This is a genomic window from Bradyrhizobium sp. Leo114, assembly GCF_055229415.2.
Genome location: NZ_JBUYEN020000006.1, coordinates 95,512 through 119,837, shown reverse-complemented (window position 1 = coordinate 119,837; position 24,326 = coordinate 95,512). Strand labels below are relative to the sequence as shown.

Below are 24,326 nucleotides of genomic sequence, written 5' to 3'. Positions count from 1 at the left end.
CACCATCATGTTCGACAGACTGCTGCCGCGCCGCGTGTTGAGGGTCGTGGGTGCCACATTGCTGGCCGGCTTCGCGCTCACGCCCGCCCATGCCGAGGTAACGCTCGACGTGCTTTACACCACGCCGGGGACTTTCAACGCTCTTCACCAGGAGCTGGCCAAGCGCTTCACCGAGACACATCCCGAGATCAAGGTAAAATTCCGCAACCCGGCGGCCGGCTACGAGGAGGGGGCACAGCAGATCCTGCGCGACCAGATCACCGGACGTCTTCCGGATATCGCCTTCAACGGCATCAACCAGATCGGCTTGTTCGTGGACCGCGGCCTCGGCGCGCCCCTCGATGCCTTTGTGGCGGCGGATGGTGGTCCCGACAAACTCGGCTACTACTCAACGCTCGCAGCGCTTGGCCAATGGAAAGGCAAGCTCTACGGTCTGCCTTTTGCGGTCTCGACACCGGTGCTCTACCTGAACGCCGACCTCGTGAAGAAGGCCGGCCTCGATCCGACTACGCTGCCCAAGTCCTGGCCCGAGCTCGTCGCTGCAGGTCAGAAAATTCAGGCAAGTGCCGGAGCCGGTGTGACGGGATTCTACTACCAATGGGACCAGACCGGAAACTGGCTGCTGCAGTCGCTCGTCACCAGCCGCGCTGGACGCATGCTGAAGGCCGACGGCTGCACAATCGCCTTCGATGACGATGCCGGCATGTGGGCACTCAAGACCTTGGAGTCTTTTGGCAGGTCAGGAATGCCCAACTTCGGTATCAGCCAAGTGCGTCAGTCATTCGTCGCCGGCAGCGTCGCCATCCTCGTCGATTCCACGTCCTATGTCGCCGCAGCGGATCGCCAGATCGGCAACCGCTTTGATTTCAAGACCGTCGCGTTTCCGTTGTCGGCACCCGACGGCAAGCTGCCTGCCGGCGGAAATGTCGCTATGGTCTTCGCGAAGGATGCCGAGCGGCAGAAGGCGGCATGGGAGTATGTGAAGTTTGTCACCGGCCCGATCGGTCAGACGCTCATGGTGAACTATACCGGTTACATGCCCGGCAATGAGATTGCGGTGAAGTCACCCGAGCTCCTCGGGTCATTCTATGCCAAGAACCCCAACCACATGACCAGCATTCAGCAACTGCCGGTGCTGACGGATTGGGCGTCCTTTCCGGGTGGAAATTCGCTGAAGATCATCGAAGTGATCAAGAACCACACCGAAAGCCTGGTGACGGGCAAGCGTTCCGCCGCGGAAGTGATGCCCAGCCTGGTGCAGGATGTGAACGGCCTTATGCCCAAATGCGGCGGCTAGAGCATTTTCGGTTCTGATTGAATCAGAACCGAAGTTCTAGATTCTTGTATTGACGCGTTTCTGCGCAGATAAGTCTAAGCAATCTGCGTAAACTTGATTGCTACGCGAATCGATGTCCACCCTCGGATCAAGTCCGAGGGCATGCTTGGCTCGAAAACGCTCTAAAGCCAAGAATGTGTCAGGCAAGAATGAGAAGCTATCGCCCTCTTCCAACTCGGCCGTCCTTTTCGCTTTGAACCGGACCATGTTCGTTAATTTCAGCGTCGAGATCGGTACGATCAAGGCAGTCAAGAACCCCATCGCTTTGTTTCATTCCCGTGGGCAGCGACACCTGCGCACCGTCGGGACAGATGTGGAAATCGCTGACGTCTCCTTTGAACCTAAGCGATGCCCTCAACTGCATGAACCAGTTCCTCATGGAAGGCGCCCTCAACAAACCGGCGTGCACAAGTGGTGGCAAGCAATTACTATGCGAATTCGTATGCAGGCGATCTAGGCGCCCCAGACTTCGCGCAAGACCGACAGCCAGTTTTCTCCGATCACGCCCTCGATTTTGCTTGAATTCCAGCCGCGTTTCTCCATCGCGGCCGTGAGATTTGGCCAATCACCGATGGTACGCATGCCCTGCGGATTGATCACGCTCCCGAAGTCCGTGAGCTTGCGTCCGTATCCTTTGTCGTGCGTGATCCAATCGAAGAAGGGCTGCCCGTAGCCTTGAGTGAAGTCGGTCCCAATGCCGACGTTTCGCTCGCCGCAGATGTCGATGACGTATTCGATCGCCTCGACGTAATCGTCTACTGATGCTTCAGCCCCGCGTTGTTTAAGGAAGGGAGGAAACATCGTAACGCCGACGAACCCGCCGCGATCGGCGATGAACTTCAGTTGCTCATCGCTCTTGTTGCGCGGATGGGACTTAAGCCCGGCGGGCAGACAGTGCGAGTAGGTCACGGGCTTCTTGGAAGCAAGGATCACGTCTGTGCTCGTCTGAGGACCGACATGCGAGAGGTCGCACAGGATGCCAAGCCGGTTCATCTCGGCAACCACCTCGTGTCCAAAGTCGGACAGCCCACCGTCCTTGCTTTCATAACAGCCGGTGCCCACGAGGTTCTGGGTGTTGTAGGCCATCTGAATGATGCCAACGCCGAGCTCCTTGAAGAGGCTGAGATAGCCGATCTGATCCTCTATACCGGTGATATTCTGCCACCCCAGTATGATCCCGGTTCTGCCTTCCTTTTTCGCAGCCATGATGTCCTGGGTTGTATAGACCTGCTTGATCAGATCGCCATGTTCGCGGAACCAGTGTTTCCACTGCATCACGTTCCGCATCGTCTCGGTGAACCCCTCCCAAATGCAGCACGTGCAATTGGCGGCCGTAAGCCCTCCCTTTCGCATATCCTCGAATATATCCCGGCCAAAATTGGAGATGATCAGACCGTCAATGACGATCGAGCGCTCGTGCAGTTGCGACGACATATTCTTGTTCTCCTGACGCAAATCGATGTTCGAACGCCGGGCAGCGATGGCGACGCCGCCGGTACCAAGTGGTGATGGTCCGTTACGGCTCACCCTCCAGGGCCTTCGTGCCCGGGTCGGCATTGAAGAGAAAGCACCACTCCGGAGCAATCGTGAGCCTGACCGCCTGCCCTGGCTGGACCGCTTCCGGCACGTCCCGATTGGCCTGCTGAACCAGAAGCCGTTGCTCGCCGGGGACCTTAACCTGATACTCGGTGAAAGGTCCGAGATAACTGATTAGCTCGACCACCCCGTCGATCTCGTTCGCATCGTCGTGCACCGTTGCCGCCGATGCTGGGCCGACGACAATCTTGATTTTCTCGGGCCTCACCCCAAGCAGCGTCGCCCGCGCGATTTTCGGCGCAACCTTGAGGGAAATTCCCGCATCGGTCGTGAACCTGTCGCCCGCCAGTGTTCCCTTGAAGAAGTTTGTCTTACCGATGAAGTCGGCGACGAAAGGCGTAGCCGGCCGCTCGTAGAGATCGGCGGGGCTCCCGATCTGCTCGATGGCACCCCCATTCATCACCACGAGCCGATCGGCGAGGCTAAGCGCTTCCTCCTGGTCGTGGGTGACGAACACGGTCGTCAGCCCCAGCGATTGCTGCAATTGTCTTATCTGCAGCCGAACGTCGTGTCGCAGCTTCGCGTCGAGAGCCGACAGCGGCTCGTCCAGCAACAACACATGCGGATTGATGACCAGTGCGCGAGCCAACGCGACCCGCTGTTGCTGCCCTCCCGACAATTGTCGTGGCATGCGTTCTGAGAAACGGCCGAGCTGCACCAGGTCCAGAACCTTGGCCACGCGCTGTCGGATATCGCCTTTGGGAACGCGGCGCATCTCCAGTCCGTAGGCGATGTTCTGATGGACGTTCATATGGGGAAACAGGGCAAAGCCCTGAAACACCATTCCCGTATTGCGCTTGTTGGGCGGAAGATCGGTCACATCCTGATCGCCGAACAAGATCCGGCCCGCACTAGCCTCGATAAAGCCCGCGATCATCCGAAGCGTCGTGGTCTTTCCACATCCGCTGGGCCCGAGCAGCGCCAGGAATTCTCCGTTCGCGATATCGAGCGACATTTCCCTCACAGCGACGAAGGAGTCGTATTGCTTCACCACGTTCTGGAGAGTGACGTTGGACACTGTTAGCCCTTTTGTTCTTCAGAATGTTCGGCCGAGACGCACGTATCGGTCGGAAACAATGAGCGCAATCGCGATGATGAGAACCTGGATCGTCGCAACCGCCATGATCGTCGGATCGGTTCGGTATTCCAGATAGTTGAGCATAGCGATCGGCAGCGTGATACGACCAGGACCGACCAGCAGGAGCGACTTCTCAAGATCGCCGAACGAAGCGATGAATCCGAACAGAACGCCAGCCGTGATACCCGGGCGTATCAGCGGAAGGGTTATACGGAAGAAAGTCGTAAGCCGCGTGGCGCCGAGACTAAGTGATGCTTCCTCGATCGCAGGATCGAGCCCGGCCAAGGATGCGACGAGCAGCCGCAACACCCAAGGTATCGCGATCAGAGCATGGGCCAAAGTCAGGCCGTAAACCGTAGAGGCGAATTGAACGTCGCTCCAGATCTGGAGCTCAATGTAGAACAGATAGATCGCACTGCCGGCGACGATGGCCGGGATCATCAGCGGCGACATCAGCACAGTGTTGATGAGCTCCCGTCCCCGGAACTTGTATCTGCCGATTGCGAGCGCTGCGGGAACGCCCAGGCATAGCGCGAGCACCGACGCACTGATCGCCACCTGAAAGCTCAGGAAGAAGCCGCTCCTGAAGGCTTCGAGGCTCCAGGCCTGAACGAACCAGCTTCCCGTGTATCCCTCGGGAGGAAATGAAAGGATTTTGTTGCTGAAGAACGCGACCCATATCGTTGTCGCCAGCGGGACGAGCACGAACAGGATGGTGGCCCATACGAAGATCAGATAGGTCCACCTGAGCGGGCTCGCCTTGCCGATACTCGTCATCGGACGGCACCTATCCGTGCCGTCCGATTGAACATTACGGCGGACACGACCGTGAGCACCATCGTCAGGGAGATCAGCATGAACGCCAGCGCCGAGGCGAACGGCCAGTTCATGGCCGCCGATATCTGCTTGTAGATGGTCGGCGCCATCATGTAGAACTTTGGCCCACCGATGAGGATCGGCGTCGCATAGGCATTCATCGACAGGATGAAGCACAGCACGCAGCCTGCGAAGATACCCGGCATCAGAAGAGGAAGGACGATCCGGCGAAACGTTGTCAGCGCGGAAGCCCCCAGGTTGAGTGACGCTTCTTCCAGCGATACGTCGATATTGTGCATGACGCTGTTGAGCGTCACGATCATGAATGGCAATAGTACCGACGTCAGACCCGTGATTACCGCGCCGGACGTGTAGAGTAGTTGCAGCGTTTCGCCTCCCGGGTCGAGTTGTTGCAGCAGGAAATTCAATAAGCCCTTGTTATCGAGGATGATGATCCATCCGGCGGTCCTCGCCACGTTCCCCATGAACAGCGGCAAGACGATTGCGATGATCAGGTAGCGCTTCAGTATGGCTGAAGTCGTCCTCGCCATGAAATACGCAACAGCCAATCCACCGATGAGGCACAGCAACGTCGTGACTGCCGAGACCCAGAGGGTCGTCCACAACACCTGACGGTAGAATTCGTCCTTGAAGAACCTGACGTAATTATCCAGCGTGAACGCCTGGATGTACATCTGTGCCGCGTCGTACTGGTAGAAGCTCAACCGCAGCATCATGAGGAGCGGAAGCATCAACAGTAGCGAGACAAAGACGAAGGCCGGTCCCGACAAGGCATAAGGGGCAGCCCAGCGGGTGCGTCTTGCGACGGCAGGCATGCCGCTTGACTCTCGTGCAACTACTAGCGTGGTCATCTAGACGCGTTCAGCTCTTGAATTCTTTGTTCCACCAATCGAGCAGATCATTGCGGTTCTTCAGCCAGAATGCATGAGGCCGGTTATGGATCGCCTTCTTCTCTTGCTCAGTGAATTCGATCTGCTTGGCGGCAGCTTCGGGCAACACCGACTTGGTGTTTGATGGCGAATAGAATGACTTCTGGACCAGAGCCGTGAGCCCGTCCGGGTCTAGCAACGCATTGCAGTAGAATTTCGCTGCCTGAGGATTCGGTCCCTTCTTCGGCATCACCAGACCGAAGATGATGCCGATGCCGCCCTCCGCCGGATACGCGGAAACCACATCGACACCCTCCGAGGCGAATTGCAGGATGCGCGCCTTGTACTCGGGAGCGACGAGGATCTCTCCGTTCTTGAGCGCCTGCTCGATCTGCAGATGGTTCGGATAGATGCGCGGGCTGGCCGCTTTCTTCCATTCCATCATGCTGGCTTTCACGGCCTCGATATTGATGTTGTCGAGGGACTTTCCGAGCTTGAGTGCCGTGGACTCGATGTGGTGAAACCAGTGGGCGTCGCTTAGGCCGACGATGCCCTTGTACTTGGGGTCCCAGAGATCGGCAAAGCTCTTGGGAGCCTCCTTCAATTTCTTGGGGTTGTAGCCGATGATCCAGGCGCTGTATTGCCAAGGGACGAATGTGGGCGTTCGCAGGATGGACAGGGTATCCTTCAGTCGCGGGACGGCCTGTTCATCGATCGCATCAAGCGCTTCCAACGAAGCCAGTTCGAACGCGGTCGCGTCGTCCATGTGCGCGACATCCATAGGCGCACGCGGCAGCCTGCGGCTTGCAATGATCTTTGTTCTGCGTTGGTCAAACCCGTCGAGGTCGCGGACAACAGTGTAACCGGCTTTCTCGACAATGGGCGCTTCGAAGAACTGGACCGTGCGGTCGTTCCAGTCCCCACCCCAATTGGCGACGATGATTTGGCCACCTTCGGCGCGGACCCCGCCCGCGCTGGACATGAGCGCCATCGCGCTCGTCGCCCCCGCAAGAAACCCGCGCCGGTTCATCAGATAGCTCATGCGTCCCTCCGTGGTGCCACTCGCTCTTTGGCGCCATTGCCAAAGGCTGCGAATGCCCTCCCGCTTCCCCTCTTGCTCTCGTCTTTCGAAAGTCACAAAAATGTATACGTGCACTGCCAGCCGGGGCTTGTATGAATGCGACATGAAAATTGTAGCTGTTGGAAGACACGAGGGACGTCGCGTCGCACGGCCCTGGCAATGTGCAGTAAGTATGCAAACGGCCGCTTATCTACTAAGCAAATGGCGTGCGATCGCAGCGCAGTCGACTTGGCGTAGTTGTGCGATTCCGAAATAGCGCCCAGGTTGAGTTGCGTTCGCGAGCACCTCAAGTCACGGCGGGAAGTTGCTTCGCGGCGCCGCATGACGTCGAGGGCTAGAAGGACTCGGATCGCCATTCCCTGTATTAGAATGGCCTTTGCTCGAGCTTCATCGGCGAAGCTCGCTTTTCCCCCACTCGACATACCCACGGAACAATCACTCATGCTGCAGATAAGGCCGGCCACAGTTGAGGATAGCGCATCGATCTGGTCGATCATCGGCCCTGTCATTCGCGCCGGCGAGACCTACACACTCCCCAGGGACATGTCGGAAGCAGACGCTCTCCGCTATTGGATGGGGACGGATCGGCAAACCTTTATTGCGGTGCAAGACGGAAACGCGGTGGGGACCTACTACCTACGCGCCAATCAGGCCGGCGGCGGATCGCATGTCGCCAATTGCGGCTACATGACGAACGTGAGCGCTCAGGGAAAAGGTATCGCACGGCAGATGTGCGAACATTCCCTGCTGCATGCGAAGAGCCAGGGATTTTCCGCGATGCAATTCAATTTCGTTGTCAGCAGCAATGAGCGCGCCGTCAGCCTCTGGCATTCTCTTGGCTTCCGGGACGTCGGTCGCCTGCCACTCGCCTTCCGTCGGCCCTCAGGCGACTATGTTGATGCGCTTGTGATGTTCAAGTTGCTGTAGCGACTGAACCGTTCCGTATCAGCAACGGCGGGACGCTGTCCATCTCGCCGTTGCTGCGGGAGCGTTACTCGGCCGCCATGCGCGTCGATCCCACACTGTCCAGGTAATCGACGCATTCATCGACGCTGTGGACGTCAGCGAACTTGGCGTCGATGTCGTAGAGGTTCCAGGCGACCGCGCCGGGCACGCGATCACCGATGCACTCACGAACAGCAATGGTGCGAAAGCCGTCTGCGAGGCCATCGCAGATCGTCGTACGGACGCAGGCCGTCGCGGTCACGCCGGTTACCAGGATGGTGTCGACGCCGGCAGCGCGCAGAATTCCCCCAAGGCCCGTACCGTGAAATGCGCTCGCCCGCTTCTTCAGCAAGGTATATTCACCCTCGACCGGAGCGATTCGCGCGTCGATGGCCCAGAGTGCCCGATCGTTGAGATTGACGACCTCGATCGGTATTTTGCAGTGCCACAAGCCCATGTCGGTGAACGGTGCGTTGCGATCGGTGATCTCGTAGGCCGTAGTCACGTGGATCACCGGATGGCCGTTCGTGCGGCACGCCTTGAGGAGCCGCTGCATGCCCGGCATGATCTGGTTGTCCATCGCTTCCTGATCGCAGGTGAAGGGATTGCCGGGCCGCGTCCAGGCGTTGGCGAGATCGACGCTCACCAGCGCGGGACGCCTTCCAAATCCGATACGACGCTGGAAACCGCGCTCCTGATAGATCTTCGTGGAAGCATCGAAGGCCTGCTGCAACATGCGGTTAAGTTCGCGATTGTCGATGTCCTGCACGGTCAATCTCCTGGTTGTCCGGCCGTCCTGACCGACGGCTCCATGTCCCGACCCCGCCATCATGACGAAACACAGCGCGCGCGGAAGTGATCGTTCGCCAATTGTTGTTGCACGGCCTGCATCAATCGATATCCTTCACTCGTCCGTAGGGAAGGCGCCGAATGTGCGGAGACGGAGGTCTCGAACTCACGCAGTCGTTTGTGGTAGTCGCCGAGGAACTCAGTTTCCGACGCGGCGCCCAGCGCCTCAACATTGATCAGTCGGCTCTGACCCGTCGTATTCAGAGGTTGGAACAGCTGCTCGGCTTCAAGCTGTTCGAGCGCACCACCCGGGAAGTTTCGCTCACGCCGGCGGGCCGCTGCTTCTACGAAACAAATGTCGAGCTGTTGCGGGGTTACGAACGGGCAGTCGGCGCGGCGCGTCTTGTCGCGCAAGGCAAGACCGGAGAGCTACGGCTGGCTTACATGTCCTTCGCGGCAACGACGCTGATGCCGTCGGCAGTCTCTCGATACAGACGGCTCCATCCGCATGTCGCGCTGAACCTGCGTTACATGCGTACGCAAGGTCAGAAGCTGGCGCTCGCGCATGACGAGATCGACATCGGCTACATGATCGGGCCGTTCGACCATCCCGATTTCCAGGTCCTGGTGGTTTCGGTAGAGCCGCTTTATCTCGTCGCCCCGCGGGATCACGAGTTGACCCGTGCGCCAAAGATACGTCCAGCCGACCTTGCCGGGCAGGATCTTATCCTCGGAGATATGGGCGAGTGGGAAGCGTATCGCTGGCGCCTCAGCGACATCTTCGCGGCGGAAGGCTTGAGCATGAAGGTCTGCCTGGAGGCGTCGAATCCGATGGCCCTGCTCGGACTCGTCGCGGCCGGTCTCGGCATCACGATCTATCCAAAGAGCTTGATCGGATTCGCCGGTCACAATATCGATCTGCGTCCCATCGACGATCAAAGATTTTGTCTCGAAACGGTTCTAGCATGGAAAAGAACGAACAGGTCCAATGCGGTCCGTGCGTTCATTGAGCTGGCCGAACACGAATCTTCGTCTCTCGATTGATGTTCGGTGTCGCTCTACTCAACGGCCGAAGGCGTAGCCCTGCATGTAACGAGGGTTCGCCGCCGCCCGCAGAACTCTCCCTCTTTTCGACACCGCTGAAAGCCTTCCCAGGGACCATCCGTCGACGATCTCGATGCGATGCCCCCGGTCCGCAAGCTGCTTCTGCACATCCGTCGAAAGACGGCTCTCCATCGTCAGTGAGCCGGGTTTAGCACGTCGTGGAAAGAACGAGCTCGGCATGTGGTCGTTGTGAAACATCGGTGCGTCGATCGCACCCTGCAGATTGAGATTGTGATGCACGTGGCGCAGAAAGAAGACGGAGCTCCACTGATCCTGTTGATCGCCGCCGGGAGTGCCGAAACTCGCGTACGGCTCCCCGTCCCTGTACACCAGGGAAACGGAAAGGGTGGTCCGGGGGCGCTTACCGGGGGCAAGCGACGATGGAAGCCCCGGCTTGAGCCAGAACATCTGCGCTCGCGTCCCGAGCGCGAACCCTAGTCCGGGAATTACCGGCGAACTTTGCAGCCAGCCTCCGCTTGGAGTTGCCGAGACGATGTTGCCGTGCCGGTCGATCACGTCGAGATGGACCGTATCGCCGCGCACCGCGCCGCGGCGGCTGATCGCGGGCTCGCCGCTGTCGGCCGTGGAGCGGGCAACCGTAGGCTCGCCGGCGCCCAGCGCCGCGCTCCCGTCCTCGGCGTCGCCGATGGCATAGGGCACGGCATGATCGAACCCCTCGATCGAGCCGGGCCGGAAGTCGAGCGAGGCAGCACTCCCCACCAACTCTCGTCGCGCGTTCGCGTATTCCTCGCTCAGAAGCCTTGCCATCGGCACATCGACAAAATTTGGATCGCCGTAATATTTCTCGCGATCGGCGAATGCGAGCTTGGAGCACTCGGTGACGGTGTGAATGAAGTCGGCGCCGAGAGGATCCATCGAGGATAGATCGAATCCCTTGAGCAAAGCGAGCTGCTGGAGGAACACCGGCCCCTGCGTCCACGGTCCCGGCTTGAGCACTTGGAAAGCACCATAGCTCAGCGAAAGCGGATCCTCGTATGTCTCTTGCCAGAGCGAGAGATCCTGTCCGGAGATGATTCCGGCATGCCGCGATCCCGAGGTATCCATCACCGGCGTCCGGACGAACTGGTCGATCGCCTCGGCGACGAACCCCTGGTAGAACGCCTTGCGCGCTGCTTCTATTTTCTGTTCTCTCGTCCCTCGCGTTTCATCGGCAACCCGGACGATCCTCTCATACGTCGACGCAAGGTCCGGATTCGCAAACAGTGCGCCTGCCGGCGGAATGCCGTCCTTCAGATAGACGTCTGCTGATGTCGGCCACTCCTCCTGGAAAAGGGGAGCGACCGTTTGGATCGCAGCGGCGATCCTCGGAAGCATCACGTAACCGTCGCGAGCGTAGGTGATCGCGGATTCCAGGACGTCACCGACGTCCATTGTCCCGTAGTCGCGGAGCAGTCTCATCCAGGCGCCGAACGAGCCGGGAACGCATGCCGGAAGAAACCCGCTTCCCGGAATGATGTCGAGGCCGAGTTTGGCGAACGTCTCAATCGTGGCGCCTGCCGGCGCAACCCCTTGCCCGCACAGCACGCGCGCGCGTCCCGATTTCGCGTCGTGGAAGATGATCGGGACCTCGCCGCCGAACCCGTTGAGATGCGGCTCGACGACTTGCAGCGCAAAGCCGATGGCCACCGCGGCGTCGAAGGCATTGCCTCCCTTCTCGAGGATCCGCATGCCAGCGGCAGTTCCCAGCCAATGAGTCGAGGCAACCACCCCGAACGCGCCGACGATTTCCGGCCTCGTCGTAAATGCGCCCTCGCCGGCATCAGGACCGTAGCTGAGCCGGAAGTTCCCCAGTGCCAAATTGCTCGACATTCTCGCCTCTCTTCAGCCCAACGGATAGATCGGGAACGCCTTCGTCAGCTCTGCGACCTGTCCTTTCACGCGCTGCTCGACAGCCGGAGCCGCGTCGGTATTCGCGGCGGAAACGGCGTCCAATACATCCGCGATCAGATTGCCTACCGCCTGAAATTCTCCTTCGCCGAAACCGCGCGACGTCGTCGCCGCGGCTCCGAGCCTGATTCCCGAGGTGACGGTCGGCTTCTCCGGGTCGAAGGGTATCCCGTTTTTGTTGCAGGTGATGTTAGCCCGTCCGAGTGCGGTTTCTGCCGTCTTGCCGTTAAGGTTCTTGGAACGCAGATCGACCAGAAACAGATGATTGTCGGTCCCACCGGAGACGACGGAGTATCCCCGTTCCATGAGAGTGTTCGCGAGCGTCCTGGCGTTGCCGACGACGTCGCTGGCGTATCGGCGGAATTCCGGCGTCCGCGCTTCGCCGAATGCGACCGCTTTTGCAGCGATCACATGCATCAGCGGACCGCCTTGAAGGCCCGGGAAGATCGACGAGTCGATCTTCTTTGCCAACACTGCGTCGTTGCACAGGATCAGACCGCCGCGCGGACCGCGCAGCGTCTTGTGCGTGGTCGAGGTGACGATATGCGCGTGAGGAACAGGCGACGGATGGACGCCGCCGGCGACCAGACCGGCGAAATGTGCCATGTCGACCATGAGATAGGCGCCAACCAGGTCCGCGATACGACGGAATTCGGCGAAGTCCCAGAAGCGCGAGTAAGCCGACCCGCCGGCGACAATGACCTTCGGCCTATGCTCCAGTGCGAGACGCTCCAGCGCCTCCATGTCGATCCTCTGATCTTCCGGACGCACGCCGTAGCTCACGGCGTTGAACCACTTGCCGGACATGTTGGGCTTGGCGCCGTGGGTGAGATGGCCTCCCGCGGCCAAGTCCAGTCCCATGAAAGTATCGCCTGGCTTCATGAGAGCCATGAAGGCGCCCTGGTTGGCCTGACTGCCCGAATTCGGTTGCACGTTCGCGAAGGCGCAGCCGAAGAGCTTCTTGGCGCGCTCTCTCGCGACCTCCTCCGCCACGTCGACATGCGCGCATCCGCCATAGTAGCGTCGTCCCGGGTAGCCTTCCGCATACTTGTTCGTCAGAACCGAGCCTTGCGCCTGCAGGACCGCGCGCGAGACGATGTTCTCGGAGGCGATCAGCTCTATCTCTTCCTGCTGTCGCCGCAGCTCGTCTGCGATGGCGGACGCCACCTCGGGATCCAGGGTCGAGATGTCGGTGGTGAAGAACTTGTTCGACGCAGCTTGTCCCATGTGTGTTCCTTCAACATTCCGCCAGGTTTACCGCGAGTCCTCCGAGCGAGGTCTCCTTGTATTTGGATTGCATGTCCCGGCCGGTCTCGCGCATCGTCGCGATCACCTTGTCGAGCGACACCACATGCGTTCCGTCGCCCTGGAGCGCCAGCGAGGCGGCGCTGATGGCCTTGATGGCGCCGAAGGCGTTTCGCTCGATGCAGGGTATCTGCACCAGGCCGCCGATAGGATCGCAGGTCATGCCAAGATGGTGCTCCATGCCGATCTCGGCGGCGTTCTCGATCTGCTCGTTCGTACCGCCGATAACCGCCGCCAATCCCGCGGCCGCCATCGAGCAGGCGACACCGACTTCGCCCTGACATCCGACCTCCGCGCCGGAGATGGACGCATTCATCTTGAACAAGGTTCCGATCGCTGCAGCGGTCAGAAGAAAGCGGCGCAGTCCTTCGGTGTCGGCGTCGTGACAATGGTCGCGAAAGTAACGCAGCGTGGCCGGAATGATGCCGGCCGCGCCGTTGGTCGGCGCGGTAACGACGCGGCTTCCCGCGGCGTTCTCTTCGTTGACGGCTATCGCATACAGGCTGACCCAATCCATCACGGCGTGTTGCGCGCGATTGTTCGCTCCGGATGCCACGAGGAGCCTCCGATGGAGCGCAGGCGCCCGCCTCCGCACCTCAAGACCGCCCGGGAGTTCTCCCTCCGTCACCATGCCGCGGTCTATGCAAGACATCATGACCGCGACGATGCGATCAAGATGTGCCTCGACCTCTTCGCTTGGCAGCCGCGAGGTCTCGTTGGCCAGAACCATCTCGGCAATGGACAGGCCTGACGAAGCGCCCATCGTGAGAAGGTCGCGGCCGGAGCGAAACGGATAGGGCACCGGCGCCGACGAGGCGGGCGACGGCTCTCCCGCCTCCTCTTCCGGCACAACGAAGCCGCCGCCGATCGAGCACCATCGCTGTTCGAGGAACCGCTCTCCCGCAAAATCGAAGACCATAAGCGCCAGCGTATTTGGATGATGGACCGGAGGAGTGATGCCGTCGAATACGATGTCCGCCTCGGGATCGAAGGCGATCCGGTACTTGCCTGCGAAACGGAGCACCTTTTCTTGCCGGGCCGACGCCACGATCTTGTCCGCATCATCAGGATCGACCGCATCAGGACGTTCGCCGGCAAGGCCGAGAATGACGGCTTTGTCCGTGCCGTGCCCTTTACCGGTCCAGGCGAGCGATCCGAACAGATCGACCCGCACCCGCGCCACGCGTGGCAGCAGACCGGAACGCTCCACGGTCTCGGCGAAGAGGGCCGCCGCCTTCATGGGGCCGACCGTGTGGGACGACGATGGGCCTATGCCGATCTTGAAGAGCTCGAACGTTCCGATCATGAAATCACGTGGGTGACCTTGCCGACTGGTCGTGGAGGAATTCCTGGCGGGCTTCGTCCAGGAACGACCAGACGTAAGGCGAGAAAGAGCGCCAGACGTCCAGATGAAACACCTCCTGCTCCGTTCGGGAGAGCACTATCGGCGACTTGCCGAGAATGGTGCGCGTGCACATCCCGACCGGAAATGCTCGTTCGGAGAGATCGAGCGGGCAGCCGTGGTTGAGCACGTATTCGCTCATCGGTCCCCTTATCGCCATGGAGTCGGATCGATGACTGACGTCGACGAGGGAACAGGAATGGGAGGCGAGCTTTTCCGACATCGTTGAGAACAGCTCAGAAGAATCCACTCCGATCGCTTCCAGCAACCACTCGTCCGGACCCAACCAATAGGCGTTGCGTCCCGCCGCCTCGCGGAAGCGATTGGCGGTCTGGGGCAACTCGACGCCGAATGCCTCTCCGGCCGCGCCGATCGACGAGGGTCGTCCGCGAAACACCAATTTCGCCGCATCGGGCAGCACCGCTAGCGAAACCTGCGGAGAACTGGCGCTGTCGCGGCTGACGGCCGCCAGCGAGTTCACCCTGACGATCGTTGCCTCAACCATCGAGACGCTTCCCTTCCGGATCGTAGAATATCGGCTGGACGACTTCGACCGTCACGGGCCCGCTTGGCATCGGAACGCTCAGGCGTGAGCCGATGCGCGCCCGGCCGCCTTGCACCAAGGCCAGAGCGATCGAGCGGTCGAGCGCAACGCTCCAGTACGACGACGTAACGTGGCCGATCATCGTCATGGGGACAGGCTCGGACGGATCGGCGACGACCTGCGCCCCCTCCTCCAGCACGATGTTCGGATCGACAGTGAGCAGCCCGACCAGTTGTTTTCGATCGCTTCGGCTCATGGCGGGCCGCGCCAGCGAACGTTTGCCGACGAAGTCCTTCTTGGCCTTCCCGATCGCCCAGGCCAGCCCCACGTCATCGGGGGTCACGGTGCCATCAGTCTCCTGACCAACAATGATGTATCCCTTCTCAGCCCGGAGAACGTGCATCGTTTCGGTGCCGTAAGGCGTGATGCCGAACTCGCGTCCCGCGGCGTAAATCGCCTCCCACACCCCACGGCCATATCCCATGGGGACGTTGACCTCGAAGCCCAGTTCGCCGGTGAAGGAGACCCTGAAAAGTCGCGTCGGCACCCCGCAGATATGCCCCTCCTGCACGCTCATGTGCGGCATGGCCTGCTGGGAGATGTCGATGCCGTGCACGAGCGGCTCCAGCACCTTGCGTGCATTCGGTCCCTGGACGGCAATGACGGCCCATTGCTCGGTGGTCGACGTCAACCAGACGTCGAGGTCCGACCACTCCGTTTGCAGGTAGTCCTCCATGAGGGCGAGCACGCGGGCGGCGCCACCCGTCGTCGTCGTGACGTGGAAGCGATCTGGCGACATTCGCCCGATGACGCCGTCGTCCATGACAAAGCCGTCCTCGCGCAGCATAACCCCGTAGCGCAGACGCCCCGGCTCAAGCTTGGTCCATGCATTGGTGTACATCCGGTTCATCAATTCGGCGGCGTCCTTGCCGACAACCTCGATCTTGCCGAGCGTGGTAGCGTCGAAAATCCCGACCGATTCTCGTGTCGCCTTGCATTCGCGCCTGACCGCCGCGTGCATGTCCTCGCCCGGTCGCGGGAAATAATGAGCTCGTTTCCAAAGGCTCACATCCTCGAAGGCGGCGCCGTTCTCGCGCGCCCATTCGTGGATTGACGTTTTCCGAACCGGATCGAACAGCTCTCCTCTGGACTGGCCGGCGAACGCGCCGAAGGTCGTCGGCGTATATGGAGGGCGGAATGTGGTCAGGCCGACTTGGGAGACGGGCAACGCCAGTGTTTGCGAGACGATGCCCAACGCGTTCATGTTGGACGTCTTGCCCTGGTCGGTCGCCATACCCGTGGTCGTGTAGCGCTTGACATGCTCGATGGATCGAAAGCCTTCGCGCGTCGCGAGTTCGATGTCTTTTGCGGTGACGTCGTTCTGAAAGTCGACCCAGGCCCGTGTTCGTCGCGATTTGCCGCCGCTCGGCGGGGCACCGATGAAACCATCCCTGCCCAACGATTGAGTGAAAACCGAAAACTTGTGCTCGGCCGCCGCAGTTCCTCCCGACGCCTTTGCCGCACTGAGTCCTCCCGCGAACCCGTCGGCGAGAGATGCGCCGAGGTCGAATACGCCTCGACAAGCTCCGACGGAACGCTCGCGCTCGACCGAGGTGCCCGGCAGATATGCCTTCAGATCCTCGTCATAGACGAGCTTGCCGCGCGACTGCGAGAACAGGTGCACACTCGGCGTGAAGCCAGCCGACATCAGCAGAAGGTCACACGCGAAGGTTTCGGGATGCCCCGTGCTTCCTCCGGAAATTCGCGCCAGATCGGCATGCGAGATGCGCAGACGGCCGTAAGTGCCGGCGACCACCGTGGATGGACGCACGTCGATGCCGGCGGCTCGCGCCCGCTCGATCCATCGGCCATTCGGAGCTGATCTCACATCCGCTATCGCAGCGATCTCAACGCCCGCGCTCTTCAACTCAAGCACCGCGCGATAAGCGCTGTCGCAGGCGGTGAAGACAACCGCCCGGCTGCCGGGCAACACTCCATAGCGATTGAGATATGTCCGCGCCGCCTCGGCCATCATGATCCCGGGGCGATCATTGTCCGGAAACACCAGCGGCCTTTCGATGGCACCGGTCGCAAGGACCACTTCCCTGGCCCGCACCTGCCACATTCGCTCCCGCGGCTGCTTTGTGATTGCCAGTCCCAAATGGTCCGTGACGCGCTCACATAGCCCAAGGAAATTGTGCGGATACCAACCGAACGCGGTGGTCCGCGGCAACAGGACCACGTTCGTTCGCGACTTCAATTCCTGGATGGTCTGCTCCAGCCAATCGGCGGCCCCCTGCCCATCGATGGTTGCTTCCCGCTCCGACAGCAGCGAGCCTCCCATCTGGTCCTGCTCGTCGCAGACAAAGACCTTCACGCCTGATCGCGCCGCCGCCAGCGCGGCTGCGAGGCCGGCCGGTCCTGCACCGATAACCAGGACATCGCAATGCCCGTACACTTGCGTATAACGGTCGGCGTCGGCCGCTTCCGGGGCGCGCCCCAGCCCGGCGGCCCGCCGGATCATCGGCTCGTACAGCTTCTTCCACGCCGACGCCGGCCACATGAAGGTCTTGTAGTAGAAGCCCACCGGGAGAAATCGCGAGAACAGGTCGTTTGCGCCGCTGAAGTCCAGCGACAGGGACGGCCACCGGTTCTGGCTCTCCGCCACGAGGCCGTCGTACAGCTCGAGCTGGGTTGCGCGAAGGTTCGGCGTATAACGCGCTTCCTCGCTGCCGACGCCTACCAGCGCATTCGGTTCATCCGGCCCCGCGGACAAAAAGCCGCGAGGGCGATGGTACTTGAACGACCTGCCGACGAGATGGACGCCATTGGCGATAAGTGCCGAAGCGAGCGTGTCGCCTGCGAACCCGGAATATTTCTTGCCGTCGAAGTGGAACGACAGCGGCTTGCTGCGATCGATGCGGCCGCCCGCGGGAAGCCGGTATCTCATAGCGCCGCTCCGCTCCTGCTGGACCACTCTTCCAACCCCGGGTCGACCGGTTTGGGAGGCTCCTCGCCGATCTTGTAGGTCGCCACGATCGCATCGGAGACCGTATTCCGCTGTACGTTGAAGAAGCGCGCACAGCCGTGAATGTGCCTCCAGCGTTCCGCGTGCAGTCCTTTCGGATTGCTTCTTATGTACAGGTACTCCGCCCACGACTCGTCATCGAGAGCGGCCGGATCCTTCGGGCGAGCGATGTGAGCCTGTCCTCCGTAGGAGAACTCGAGTTCCGGCCTCGGACCGCAGAAGGGGCACTTGATGAGAAGCATGTGACTGGATTTCCAAACTAGTGGGCCACCGCCGCAGCAGCGGCTTCGTCGATCATCACGCCATCGCGAAATCGCTCGATCGTGAAAGGCGCGTTGATCGGGTGAGGATCATTCTTCGCAATCGTCCACGCGAAAACGTCGCCTGAACCTGGCGTCGCCTTGAATCCTCCAGTGCCCCAGCCACAATTAACGTAGAGCCCGGGCACCGGCGTCTTCGCCACGATGGGGGACCGATCGGGGGTTACGTCGACGATGCCCCCCCAGTTGCGCAACATCCGTAGTCTTCTGAACATCGGCACAAGCTCGCAGATGGCGTCGAGCGTATGGGTTGCGATATGCAGCGCGCCCCGCTGTGAATAGGATGTGTAGGCATCGGTGCCGGCGCCGATGACCATCTCTCCCTTGTCGGATTGCGAGATGTAGGCGTGAATGGTGTTTGACATCACCACGCAGGGAAAGGCCGGCTTGACGGGCTCTGAGACCAGAGCCTGGAGCGGAAAGCTCTCCAGCGGCAACCTTACCCCGGCCATGTTCATGACGACGCTGGTGTTGCCGGCCGCAACGACTCCGATCTTGCCGGCCCGAATGAAGCCCCTTGACGTCTCGATCCCTTCCACTCGGCCCGATGCGGCGCGGCGGATGCCGAGGACCTCGCAGTTTTCCAGGATGTCGACGCCACGCGCGTCCGCGGCTCTTGCGTATCCCCATGCGACAGCATCGTGCCGAGCGGTGCCGCCCCGCCGCTGCAAGGCGCCGCCAAGGATCGGATAGCGCATGGCGCCGCCAACGTTCAGCGCAGGACAGAACTCCTTGCACTCTTGTGGCGACAGCCATTCATTGTCGATACCGTTGAGCCTGTTGGCATGGACATGCCGCTTGAAGCTTTGGACGTCGTGAATGTTGTGCGCCAACATCAGGACGCCCCGCGGGGAGTACATCATATTGTAGTTCAGCTGCTGCGAGAGCCCTTCCCACAGTTTCAGGGCATGCTCGTAGAGCCTGGCGCTCTCGTCAAAGAGATAGTTCGATCGGATGATCGTCGTGTTGCGGCCCGTATTCCCGCCTCCGATCCATCCCTTCTCTACGACCGCGACGTTTGTTAGTCCGTACCGTTCGGCCAGGTAGAATGCCGTCGCCAAACCGTGCCCACCGCCTCCGACAATCACAACATCGTAGGCAGGTTTCGGCTCGGGCGAACGCCACTGCCGTGGCCACGTCTCGTGGCCCCCGAGAGCTTCGCGAAACAAGGAAATTGCAGAGAATCGTCTCATGGGTGCCCGTGCCAGAATAACTGCGATTTATTATCGCCTGCCGATACGATCTCGCCAGCATCCGCTCGCCGTGCTTGTTGGATGAAAGCGACATCCCGCCGATCGACGCCGTCGCCGGGGCGCGTCGGGCTTTCGGATTGGACGCTCTCGAACCGGGTGCGCCACACTGGGCGGAAGTGCGGCATCACCACCCCTGGTCATGGTATGAGCCGGGATACCTCGGCCTCATCCCACTGCTCGGAGAAGCCGATCAGGACGAGCCTCGAGGCATGCTGGGCAATCGATGAGGGAGCCGATACGGCTTCAAGGCTCTCGCGCTTGCCGACCCGCTGATAGACGAATCTTCGTTGTTCGTCGTCCTTGAAGCAAAAGATACCCTTTGCTCGTATGACATTCGGCGGAAGCTCGCGCAACGCCCGCATGATCGCGTCTCTGTCTGCCGGCGTCGACCAGCTACGCGTTGTCGAGGCGAATGAGGTGTGATGGCCGGTGTCTGAGCATCCGAATGTCGACGAGGGACTAGCGTTCACGCCCAGCACGATATCGGCAGGAATGTCGCCGTGCATCGCCTCGAGGACGGTGCGGCCCGGAGCCGCTGATTCGATCAGCCCCTTGATCATATCCCGCCGATCCTCGATGAGGTCGGATTTGCTCATCACGACGATATCGGCCGCAGACAACTGCGCCAGCATCGTCGGCCGGGTTCTCTCATCCCTGATGCGCTCGGGAAATGTTTCGCAATCCACCAGTGCGAGGATGGCGTCGAGCCGTATCGCAGGATTAGCCAATGCCACCTGCGCGATGCCGCGCGGATCCGCAAGCCCGCTCGCTTCAAGGACGATGGCGTCGGGAGGTTCCTCTCGCTCGACCAATCGCTGGATCGCGTTGACGAGATCACCGTTGATCGAACAACATGCGCAACCGTTGGTCAGGCCGATCGTATCCTCGCTTTGAAAGCGGATCAGTTCCTCGTCGATGTTTACGGCCGCAAAATCATTGACCAGTACGGCTATCCTCCTGCCCCCGGGCTCGGAGAGCAGACGGTTCACCAGCGTTGTCTTTCCCGCCCCCAGGAATCCGCTGACGATCGTCAAAGGCAGCGATATCGGGGCGACCGCGCGAGGAACGACCCTCGCGGCCTCAAAGATGCCCATCAACATGGCCAGCGTTTCTTTGCCGGCTGTCGGATTAACCGGCACAGCGACGTCGTCGGCTTGATCGCGGGATTCAGCTGTCATGCGGGTTGCGGCTTGCCGCCGAGAACCGTGCCCCAGATCTTGATGTCCTTGAGATCGACGGGATCGACCTCGAACGGATCAGCTTCGAGCACGGCAAAGTCGGCGAACTTCCCCGGCTCCAGACTGCCCAATCGCTGTTCGGCGCCCAGCACGTAAGCGGCATCGATCGTGATCGCACGCAGCGCTCGTTCGACGCCGATCCGTTCGCCCGGCGCCAGCACCGTCTTTCCATCCAGGGCGATGCGATTGACCGCGACCCAGGCTGCGGTCAACGGATGGAGCGGAACGAGGACCAGCGAGTAGTCGGAGTGAAGCGCGAAGATCACTCCTTCGCGCTCGAGGGACCCCAATCGCGCCACCGCCTCGGAGCGATCCGGCCCGAACCCCTCTTCGGCGTGAAGCTGACTGCGATAGTGCACGAAATAATTGTTCACGCTGGCGACGCCGCCGAGCGCCTTTAGCCGGCGGGCCTGGTCGGGCGTGCTGATGCAGTAGTGCTCCAAGGTGAAACGATGATCGAATTGCGGCTGCGCCTTCTGAAGCTTGGCCAGGGCGTTGAGCGACGCATCCACCGCTTCGTCACCGTTTGCGTGGCAGTGGATCTGGATACCCGCCTTCCAATACGGAAGCATCCGCTCGTGGAGCTCATCCCACGGAACATCATTGCGCAGGCCGTTGCTTCCGTCGAGATAACCAGGAAAATTCAGCCGCAGGGACATCGCCGGGAATGACCCGTCAGATAGAAACTTCACGCCATGAAAGAAGAGCTTGTCGCCACTCCTCTTCATCGCATCGAGAAGAAAATCTGCGCCTTTGCTGCCGTGATCGGCGTAGAGTGCGAGCTCGAGCGAAACAAGGCCCATGCGTAGCGGAAAGCTCTCGTCCGGAACCACCTTCGCATGGAGCGCCCATTCGTTCTCGAAGTTTCCCTTGCCGAAGATCATTTCGGCGGTCGTGGTGACGCCGGCCTTGCGCGCGATGTCTCCCATTCGCTTCAGGCCATCGGCGCCGCCACGCTCCGCGATCGCTTCGCGCATCGCGCCGAGCGCGAGACGTCCCGCCTCCAGCTCGACGAACTGTCCGTTCAACCTGCCGTCCGGATACCGCATCACGCCGTGCACATTGGTGTTGTCGGGAACCTTGGCCCGTTCCAGCGCCGCGCTGTTCAGGTAGATGAAATGTGGGGCATAGGAGATCACCCACATCGGCCGATCGAGGGAAACGGCATCAAGCTCGTCGCGATGCAGATGTCCGTCCTGCGATGCGGGATCCAATCCCCAGGCAATCAGTGGCGCATTCGGATCTGGGTCGGCGTTGGCGGCTTCGCGAAGCTTGGCTAGAACCTCGCCGCGGGTGCGCAAACCCTTGTTGATGCCGTGCGGTCCCGGCGAGTCGATCGGGCCGATGTAGTGCATCGCGAGATAACCGGCCGAGAACGCGAAGTGCGTGTGGGGATCGATGAATCCCGGCAGGATGACCTTGTCCGCAAAGGTATCGTCGATCTTGTAGGGGTACCGCTTCAGCCAGGGCTGCATGGTCTCGATCGTGCCGGTCGACAGAACACGACCATCTCTCACCGCCACGCATTGGGCGAAAGGACGACCCGGATCCATCGTAACAACCTTCCGCGCCCGATAGACCGTGATATCTCCCATTTGATCTCCCCTGAGTGTCTGGTCAGTTCGCCAATGAGCCGAGCGGCCCGGTTACTCGAACCGTGGAGCAATGTGCACTTTCGCACCCCTTCGCGGTTGGAAGCTTGCGACATCGCTCGCGTAACGACGCGACACGTACGGCCCCCCATCTTGCCTATGGACGTGTAGCCGTGATGATCGGCCCTCCTGCTCGTGCAGCTTGTCGCGGGCGTCAAAACGACAGGACTTCGGGATTTTCAGATGGCCGATAGCGACATGCGCGGAGATGCCTGGATGGTACCGCCGAGCCGGTACATCCGCGGCAGGCCCGGGACCCACAAGGTAACTCTGCCGAAGTCGATCTACTTGAAAATGAGGGATGGCTGCCGGCTCGCCGCCGATGTGTACCTTCCCGACGGGCCGGAACAGGGCGGACCCTGGCCGACCATCCTGATTCAAACTCCATACTACCGGCGCTTCGCTGTCGATCCCGCGGCCAAGGATGTCGAGCCGTCGCCGAACGTCGCCAAATATCGCGATACCTTCGTCCCGCGAGGATACGCGCTTGTCGTCGTCGACGTCAGAGGCACGGGAGCCAGCTTCGGTACGCGCGACATTTTCAGGTCTCCCCGCGAGCGAGACGACGCCTACGAGGTGGCCCAATGGATCCTCCAACAACCCTGGGCGAACGGCGCGATCGGCGCGACCGGGATATCCTATCTCGGGGCGGCCAGCGATTTCCTTGCTTCGACATCGCATCCTGCCGTCAAGGCGATCGCCCCACTGTTCTCTGTCTGGGACACCTATCTGGATAACTATTACCCCGGCGGGATACTTCTGACCAATCTCGCCGATGTCTACGATCGCCTGATGGCCGGCCTCGACCAGGATAAGCGCGATCTGCTCAAGGAGTTCGTCTACTACTCCAATCCCGCCTTCAGGGGACCGCATCCCGTCGATGACGATCCGGACGGCTCCGACTGCAGAGCGGCAATCGACGAACACTCCGGCAATTTCCGCATGCCGGAGCTGATGCGCGCCATAGAATTCAGGAGCGCCCCCCTTTCCCAATTCGCCGGGCACTCGTCCGATGCCATCAGCCCGGCGAACTATTGCAAGGGCATCAGGAGAGATGTGGCGGTCTATTCCGTCTCCGGCTGGATGGACGGCGCTGGCTACGCGAACGGAGCGATCAGCCGGTTTCTCACCTTGCCGAACCAGAACAAGTACCTTCTCCTCGGCCCGTGGGATCATGGCGCACGCATCAATTGCTCACGGTGGCGTGCGGACGAACTCCCGGAATTCGACATTCTCGCTGAGGTCTTGAGGTTCTTCGACGAGCACCTCGCCGGACATGACACCGGCCTCCGCTCGGAGAAGCCGGTGCACTATTTCTCTGTACATGACGAGAGGTGGCGCTGTGCTGATACCTGGCCGCCGTTCGACGCATCGAAAACGCTATTTCTGGCGCTCGACGGAAAGCTCGCCGATGCGGCAGGCAAAGCGGCGACCGACTCTCACGAGATCGACTTTGGTGCGGGAACAGGCAGACAGACGCGATACGAGCGGATCGCGGCGATCGACAGCCGGCAGTATTATACGGACTGGGATGGCCGTGACCGCTCCATGCTGAACTACACAGGCCCCGAATTGCCTCACAACACCGAACTGAGCGGCCATTGCCTGGTCAATCTCTGGATATCAGTTCCGGCACCCGATTTTGCAATCCACGCCTATCTCTCCGAGATACTTCCTGACGGAGAATCTCTCTACGTCAGCGAAGGGTGCCTTCGCGCGCTCCATCGGGCGGAAAGTCCCATGCCAAGCAACTATCAGACGCCTGGCATATTCCACGCTTGCACGCGAGATCAGGCGCGAGAGCTGGTGCCTGGCCAACCTCATTTGTTTCGTTTCTCATTGCTCCCTGTCGCCTGGTCCTTTCTGGCGGGGAGCAGGATCAGATTGTCTCTCGCGGGCGCCGATGCGGACCATTTCCAGCGCATCCCCGCGACAGGTCCACTGCGGATCGAGGTGCTTCGTGGTGGCGGCAATGCCTCACACATCAAGCTGCCATTGCGGCCAGCATGAGCAGCGGCTAGAGGAAAGCGGTCTATGAGCA

At 60.8% G+C, this 24,326-nt stretch carries 19 protein-coding genes; 4 read left to right on the top strand and 15 right to left on the bottom strand.

Annotated features, from left to right (window positions below):
* The first annotated feature begins 7 nt into the window (after window positions 1-7).
* A complete protein-coding gene (locus ACZIRK_RS09485) occupies window positions 8-1,297 on the top strand; it encodes an ABC transporter substrate-binding protein (RefSeq protein ID WP_463327237.1) in 1,290 nt (429 codons plus the stop codon).
* A gap of 492 nt (window positions 1,298-1,789) precedes the next feature.
* Here ACZIRK_RS09485 and ACZIRK_RS09480 read toward each other — a convergent pair whose 3' ends face one another.
* The 5 genes from ACZIRK_RS09480 to ACZIRK_RS09460 form a co-directional block, all read right to left on the bottom strand.
* Window positions 1,790-2,863: a dipeptidase gene (locus ACZIRK_RS09480; protein ID WP_463327236.1), complete on the bottom strand. Its 1,074-nt coding sequence runs from the start codon at window positions 2,861-2,863 to the stop codon at window positions 1,790-1,792.
* On the bottom strand, window positions 2,853-3,887 hold the full coding sequence (locus ACZIRK_RS09475) for an ABC transporter ATP-binding protein (RefSeq protein ID WP_463327235.1): 1,035 nt from the start codon (window positions 3,885-3,887) through the stop codon (window positions 2,853-2,855). Before ACZIRK_RS09475 ends, ACZIRK_RS09480 begins: the two co-directional genes overlap by 11 nt.
* A gap of 81 nt (window positions 3,888-3,968) precedes the next feature.
* Window positions 3,969-4,787, bottom strand: coding sequence for an ABC transporter permease (locus ACZIRK_RS09470; RefSeq protein ID WP_463327234.1), 819 nt, complete (start codon window positions 4,785-4,787; stop codon window positions 3,969-3,971).
* On the bottom strand, window positions 4,784-5,662 hold the full coding sequence (locus tag ACZIRK_RS09465; protein WP_463327233.1) for an ABC transporter permease: 879 nt from the start codon (window positions 5,660-5,662) through the stop codon (window positions 4,784-4,786). Before ACZIRK_RS09465 ends, ACZIRK_RS09470 begins: the two co-directional genes overlap by 4 nt.
* Window positions 5,663-5,708: 46 nt before the next feature.
* The gene (locus ACZIRK_RS09460; RefSeq protein WP_463327232.1) at window positions 5,709-6,758 is read right to left on the bottom strand and encodes an ABC transporter substrate-binding protein; all 1,050 of its coding nucleotides are present in this window, start codon (window positions 6,756-6,758) and stop codon (window positions 5,709-5,711) included.
* A 483-nt stretch (window positions 6,759-7,241) separates the two neighbouring features.
* On the opposite strand from ACZIRK_RS09460, the gene ACZIRK_RS09455 reads away from it, so the two are divergent.
* On the top strand, window positions 7,242-7,724 hold the full coding sequence (locus ACZIRK_RS09455) for an N-acetyltransferase family protein (protein WP_463327327.1): 483 nt from the start codon (window positions 7,242-7,244) through the stop codon (window positions 7,722-7,724).
* A 64-nt stretch (window positions 7,725-7,788) separates the two neighbouring features.
* Here the strand turns inward: ACZIRK_RS09455 and ACZIRK_RS09450 are convergent, their stop codons facing one another.
* On the bottom strand, window positions 7,789-8,511 hold the full coding sequence (locus tag ACZIRK_RS09450) for an isochorismatase family protein (protein ID WP_456641196.1): 723 nt from the start codon (window positions 8,509-8,511) through the stop codon (window positions 7,789-7,791).
* Between the two features lie 161 nt (window positions 8,512-8,672).
* Here ACZIRK_RS09450 and ACZIRK_RS09445 point away from each other — a divergent pair, with 161 nt between their 5' ends.
* Entirely contained in the window at window positions 8,673-9,575 is a 903-nt protein-coding gene (locus ACZIRK_RS09445) for a LysR family transcriptional regulator (protein WP_463327231.1), read from the top strand.
* 18 nt (window positions 9,576-9,593) lie between these two features.
* On the opposite strand, the gene ACZIRK_RS09440 is transcribed toward ACZIRK_RS09445, so the two are convergent.
* The 9 genes from ACZIRK_RS09440 to ACZIRK_RS09400 form a co-directional block, all read right to left on the bottom strand.
* The gene (locus tag ACZIRK_RS09440; RefSeq protein WP_463327230.1) at window positions 9,594-11,465 is read right to left on the bottom strand and encodes a gamma-glutamyltransferase family protein; all 1,872 of its coding nucleotides are present in this window, start codon (window positions 11,463-11,465) and stop codon (window positions 9,594-9,596) included.
* 12 nt (window positions 11,466-11,477) lie between these two features.
* On the bottom strand, window positions 11,478-12,770 hold the full coding sequence (gene glyA, locus ACZIRK_RS09435; RefSeq protein ID WP_463327229.1) for a serine hydroxymethyltransferase: 1,293 nt from the start codon (window positions 12,768-12,770) through the stop codon (window positions 11,478-11,480).
* Window positions 12,771-12,780: 10 nt separating this feature from the next.
* Window positions 12,781-14,154 (bottom strand): L-serine ammonia-lyase, encoded by a 1,374-nt coding sequence (locus ACZIRK_RS09430; protein WP_463327228.1) that lies wholly within the window; start codon window positions 14,152-14,154, stop codon window positions 12,781-12,783.
* A gap of 4 nt (window positions 14,155-14,158) precedes the next feature.
* The gene (locus tag ACZIRK_RS09425) at window positions 14,159-14,731 is read right to left on the bottom strand and encodes a sarcosine oxidase subunit gamma (protein WP_463327227.1); all 573 of its coding nucleotides are present in this window, start codon (window positions 14,729-14,731) and stop codon (window positions 14,159-14,161) included.
* 16 nt (window positions 14,732-14,747) lie between these two features.
* The gene (locus ACZIRK_RS09420; RefSeq protein WP_463327226.1) at window positions 14,748-17,744 is read right to left on the bottom strand and encodes a sarcosine oxidase subunit alpha; all 2,997 of its coding nucleotides are present in this window, start codon (window positions 17,742-17,744) and stop codon (window positions 14,748-14,750) included.
* A complete protein-coding gene (locus ACZIRK_RS09415) occupies window positions 17,741-18,064 on the bottom strand; it encodes a sarcosine oxidase subunit delta (protein ID WP_456641202.1) in 324 nt (107 codons plus the stop codon). Before ACZIRK_RS09415 ends, ACZIRK_RS09420 begins: the two co-directional genes overlap by 4 nt.
* A 17-nt stretch (window positions 18,065-18,081) precedes the next feature.
* Entirely contained in the window at window positions 18,082-19,335 is a 1,254-nt protein-coding gene (locus ACZIRK_RS09410; protein ID WP_463327225.1) for a sarcosine oxidase subunit beta family protein, read from the bottom strand.
* A 197-nt stretch (window positions 19,336-19,532) separates the two neighbouring features.
* Window positions 19,533-20,573 carry a CobW family GTP-binding protein gene (locus ACZIRK_RS09405; protein WP_463327224.1) on the bottom strand — a complete coding sequence of 347 codons (1,041 nt, stop codon included), beginning with the start codon at window positions 20,571-20,573 and terminating at the stop codon, window positions 19,533-19,535.
* Window positions 20,570-22,228 (bottom strand): amidohydrolase, encoded by a 1,659-nt coding sequence (locus ACZIRK_RS09400; protein WP_463327223.1) that lies wholly within the window; start codon window positions 22,226-22,228, stop codon window positions 20,570-20,572. The genes ACZIRK_RS09405 and ACZIRK_RS09400 overlap by 4 nt, the downstream gene beginning before the upstream one ends.
* Before the next feature lie 240 nt (window positions 22,229-22,468).
* On the opposite strand from ACZIRK_RS09400, the gene ACZIRK_RS09395 reads away from it, so the two are divergent.
* Window positions 22,469-24,295, top strand: coding sequence for a CocE/NonD family hydrolase (locus tag ACZIRK_RS09395; protein WP_463327222.1), 1,827 nt, complete (start codon window positions 22,469-22,471; stop codon window positions 24,293-24,295).
* The last annotated feature ends 31 nt before the right edge of the window (window positions 24,296-24,326 follow it).

Bases quoted from the DNA above. Each gene is read 5' to 3' on its own strand.
- ACZIRK_RS09485 (WP_463327237.1), top strand. From the start codon at position 8: ATGTTCGACAGACTGCTGCCGCGCCGCGTGTTGAGGGTCGTGGGTGCC.
- ACZIRK_RS09475 (WP_463327235.1), bottom strand. From the start codon at position 3,887: ATGTCGCTCGATATCGCGAACGGAGAATTCCTGGCGCTGCTCGGGCCC.
- ACZIRK_RS09470 (WP_463327234.1), bottom strand. From the start codon at position 4,787: ATGACGAGTATCGGCAAGGCGAGCCCGCTCAGGTGGACCTATCTGATC.
- ACZIRK_RS09465 (WP_463327233.1), bottom strand. From the start codon at position 5,662: ATGCCTGCCGTCGCAAGACGCACCCGCTGGGCTGCCCCTTATGCCTTG.
- ACZIRK_RS09460 (WP_463327232.1), bottom strand. From the start codon at position 6,758: ATGAGCTATCTGATGAACCGGCGCGGGTTTCTTGCGGGGGCGACGAGC.
- ACZIRK_RS09445 (WP_463327231.1), top strand. From the start codon at position 8,673: ATGTGCGGAGACGGAGGTCTCGAACTCACGCAGTCGTTTGTGGTAGTC.
- ACZIRK_RS09440 (WP_463327230.1), bottom strand. From the start codon at position 11,465: ATGTCGAGCAATTTGGCACTGGGGAACTTCCGGCTCAGCTACGGTCCT.
- glyA (WP_463327229.1), bottom strand. From the start codon at position 12,770: ATGGGACAAGCTGCGTCGAACAAGTTCTTCACCACCGACATCTCGACC.
- ACZIRK_RS09430 (WP_463327228.1), bottom strand. From the start codon at position 14,154: ATGATCGGAACGTTCGAGCTCTTCAAGATCGGCATAGGCCCATCGTCG.
- ACZIRK_RS09420 (WP_463327226.1), bottom strand. From the start codon at position 17,744: ATGAGATACCGGCTTCCCGCGGGCGGCCGCATCGATCGCAGCAAGCCG.
- ACZIRK_RS09415 (WP_456641202.1), bottom strand. From the start codon at position 18,064: ATGCTTCTCATCAAGTGCCCCTTCTGCGGTCCGAGGCCGGAACTCGAG.
- ACZIRK_RS09410 (WP_463327225.1), bottom strand. From the start codon at position 19,335: ATGAGACGATTCTCTGCAATTTCCTTGTTTCGCGAAGCTCTCGGGGGC.
- ACZIRK_RS09405 (WP_463327224.1), bottom strand. From the start codon at position 20,573: ATGACAGCTGAATCCCGCGATCAAGCCGACGACGTCGCTGTGCCGGTT.
- ACZIRK_RS09400 (WP_463327223.1), bottom strand. From the start codon at position 22,228: ATGGGAGATATCACGGTCTATCGGGCGCGGAAGGTTGTTACGATGGAT.
- ACZIRK_RS09395 (WP_463327222.1), top strand. From the start codon at position 22,469: ATGGCCGATAGCGACATGCGCGGAGATGCCTGGATGGTACCGCCGAGC.